Origin of the sequence: Halostella sp. PRR32 (assembly GCF_034808085.1) — an archaeon.
Taxonomy (GTDB): Archaea; Halobacteriota; Halobacteria; order Halobacteriales; family Natronoarchaeaceae; genus Halostella; species Halostella pelagica.
The window spans coordinates 1-2989 of the sequence record NZ_JAXHGL010000013.1; the positions used below are offsets into that span (position 1 = coordinate 1).

Consider the following 2989-nt stretch of genomic DNA (forward strand, 5'->3'; position numbering starts at 1 on the left):
GCTCCACCTTCAGCCACCCAGCCGCCGACCCTCCGGGTGATCCGGAGGTAGCGATACTATTCGCTCGAGGCGCGCTGAGTGGTGACGGTCGGGAGCGGCCCCTTCACGGGGTCCGACCGACCGAGCCCGACAGCGCGCTGATCGGCGGAAGTGCTAAGAGTGGCGCGGTAGACGTTCGTCTCAACAACAGGACTCCGTGAAAACCGACCGGGGGAACCCGGCCGACTCATCCGGCGTTCTCAGCGCCGAACGATCCGTTGCTAGATGGCAACACAAGACCAAGAGCGGTCTTGAGTCGGCTAAGGATTCTCCCGCCGAGCGCAAAGGCGTTTCGCCCTACACGACTCGGCTGGACTCTGCAACACCGCACAGCTACTGTGACAGCCTCCGAGCGCCGGAACAGCGGAGGGAGGCCCCCGCCGACCGGAGCGGCGCGCAGCGAGGGCTTGCCCTCGACCGCGGAGCCGGCGCGCATGAGCGACCGGAGGGAGCGCCACCGACCCGCTGTGCGGGGCGGTGCGGTCTTCACTTGACGTTCGTTAGAACAAGTCAAGAGACCCAGAGCCACCGGCGAACGGGGAATACGGGCACCGAGCCAGCGAGGTTTTCCGATGAGTAGCACCGAACAGTCCAGGCTCGGCGATCACGTCGATCTCGTCGGCGACGACGACGACGAACGGCCCGACTGTCGGAAGGACCTCCAACACCTGCGCTACGAGAACCCCGAGAGCGGCGAGACAGCCCAGTACAGGTGTGGCTCGTGGGACTGCGAGTGTTGCGGGCACCGGCTCCGGATGAGTCTCATCGAGGAGATCGAGCGGATCACCGAGGAGCGCCCGGAGATGCGGCGATTCCTCACCCTCACCGTGGACAGTTCGGCACCTGTCGGACGGGAGCGCCAACACGAACACATCACCGACCGATGGAACGCTCTCCGGACGGAACTGCGGGATCGCTACGATGATCTGAGCTTCCTGTGGGTCCGCCACGAGGGCGACGAACGAGATCGTCCACACCTGCACCTGCTGGTAGATCGGTACCTGCCTCAGTCGGAACTCTCGATGCTGTCGCAACGTGTCGGACTGGGTGAGGTCGTCGATATTCGCCGTGTGAACGCCCGAAACGCGGCCCACTACATCAGCGCCTACCTCGGCAGGGGCGCACTCTCGCACCTGCCAGCTGGAGCTCGTCGATACGGATCGAGCGCCGACGTGGATCTCGATCCACGGAACACCGGCGGCGACGACGAGGAAACCGACTGGATTCTCGCGACGTACGACGAGATCGTCGAGCGCTGGATCGGCGCGACCTCCGGGGACTTCCGGCGTGATCCGGATCGGGAACCGCCGCCGGACTAGATCGAGCATTAGCGTTGGAACAGTCGGGTGGTGGCTCCACCTTCAGCCACCCAGCCGCCGACCCTCCGGGTGATCCGGAGGTAGCGATACTATTCGCTCGAGGCGCGCTGAGTGGTGACGGTCGGGAGCGGCCCCTTCACGGGGTCCGACCGACCGAGCCCGACAGCGCGCTTCGAGCGAATAGTATCGCTACCTCCGGATCACCCGGAGGGTCGGCGGCTGGGTGGCTGAAGGTGGAGCCACCACCCGACTGTTCCAACGCTAATGCTCGATCTAGTCCGGCGGCGGTTCCCGATCCGGATCACGCCGGAAGTCCCCGGAGGTCGCGCCGATCCAGCGCTCGACGATCTCGTCGTACGTCGCGAGAATCCAGTCGGTTTCCTCGTCGTCGCCGCCGGTGTTCCGTGGATCGAGATCCACGTCGGCGCTCGATCCGTATCGACGAGCTCCAGCTGGCAGGTGCGAGAGTGCGCCCCTGCCGAGGTAGGCGCTGATGTAGTGGGCCGCGTTTCGGGCGTTCACACGGCGAATATCGACGACCTCACCCAGTCCGACACGTTGCGACAGCATCGAGAGTTCCGACTGAGGCAGGTACCGATCTACCAGCAGGTGCAGGTGTGGACGATCTCGTTCGTCGCCCTCGTGGCGGACCCACAGGAAGCTCAGATCATCGTAGCGATCCCGCAGTTCCGTCCGGAGAGCGTTCCATCGGTCGGTGATGTGTTCGTGTTGGCGCTCCCGTCCGACAGGTGCCGAACTGTCCACGGTGAGGGTGAGGAATCGCCGCATCTCCGGGCGCTCCTCGGTGATCCGCTCGATCTCCTCGATGAGACTCATCCGGAGCCGGTGCCCGCAACACTCGCAGTCCCACGAGCCACACCTGTACTGGGCTGTCTCGCCGCTCTCGGGGTTCTCGTAGCGCAGGTGTTGGAGGTCCTTCCGACAGTCGGGCCGTTCGTCGTCGTCGTCGCCGACGAGATCGACGTGATCGCCGAGCCTGGACTGTTCGGTGCTACTCATCGGAAAACCTCGCTGGCTCGGTGCCCGTATTCCCCGTTCGCCGGTGGCTCTGGGTCTCTTGACTTGTTCTAACGAACGTCAAGTGAAGACCGCACCGCCCCGCACAGCGGGTCGGTGGCGCTCCCTCCGGTCGCTCATGCGCGCCGGCTCCGCGGTCGAGGGCAAGCCCTCGCTGCGCGCCGCTCCGGTCGGCGGGGGCCTCCCTCCGCTGTTCCGGCGCTCGGAGGCTGTCACAGTAGCTGTGCGGTGTTGCAGAGTCCAGCCGAGTCGTGTAGGGCGAAACGCCTTTGCGCTCGGCGGGAGAATCCTTAGCCGACTCAAGACCGCTCTTGGTCTTGTGTTGCCATCTAGCAACGGATCGTTCGGCGCTGAGAACGCCGGATGAGTCGGCCGGGTTCCCCCGGTCGGTTTTCACGGAGTCCTGTTGTTGAGACGAACGTCTACCGCGCCACTCTTAGCACTTCCGCCGATCAGCGCGCTGTCGGGCTCGGTCGGTCGGACCCCGTGAAGGGGCCGCTCCCGACCGTCACCACTCAGCGCGCCTCGAGCGAATAGTATCGCTACCTCCGGATCACCCGGAGGGTCGGCGGCTGGGTGGCTGAAGGTGGAGC

The 2989-nt window shown here is 65.4% G+C and carries 2 protein-coding genes; one reads left to right on the forward strand and one right to left on the reverse strand.

Going from position 1 to position 2989, the window contains the following annotated elements:
* Positions 1-611: 611 nt before the first annotated feature.
* Positions 612-1358 (forward strand): Rep protein, encoded by a 747-nt coding sequence (locus SM753_RS20165; protein WP_323174787.1) that lies wholly within the window; start codon positions 612-614, stop codon positions 1356-1358.
* A gap of 273 nt (positions 1359-1631) precedes the next feature.
* On the opposite strand, the gene SM753_RS20170 is transcribed toward SM753_RS20165, so the two are convergent.
* Entirely contained in the window at positions 1632-2378 is a 747-nt protein-coding gene (locus SM753_RS20170) for a Rep protein (protein ID WP_323174787.1), read from the reverse strand.
* Between the last annotated feature and the right edge of the window lie 611 nt (positions 2379-2989).

Excerpts from the sequence above, each read along its gene's own strand:
- SM753_RS20170 (WP_323174787.1), bottom strand. The coding sequence starts at position 2,378 with ATGAGTAGCACCGAACAGTCCAGGCTCGGCGATCACGTCGATCTCGTC.
- SM753_RS20165 (WP_323174787.1), top strand. The coding sequence starts at position 612 with ATGAGTAGCACCGAACAGTCCAGGCTCGGCGATCACGTCGATCTCGTC.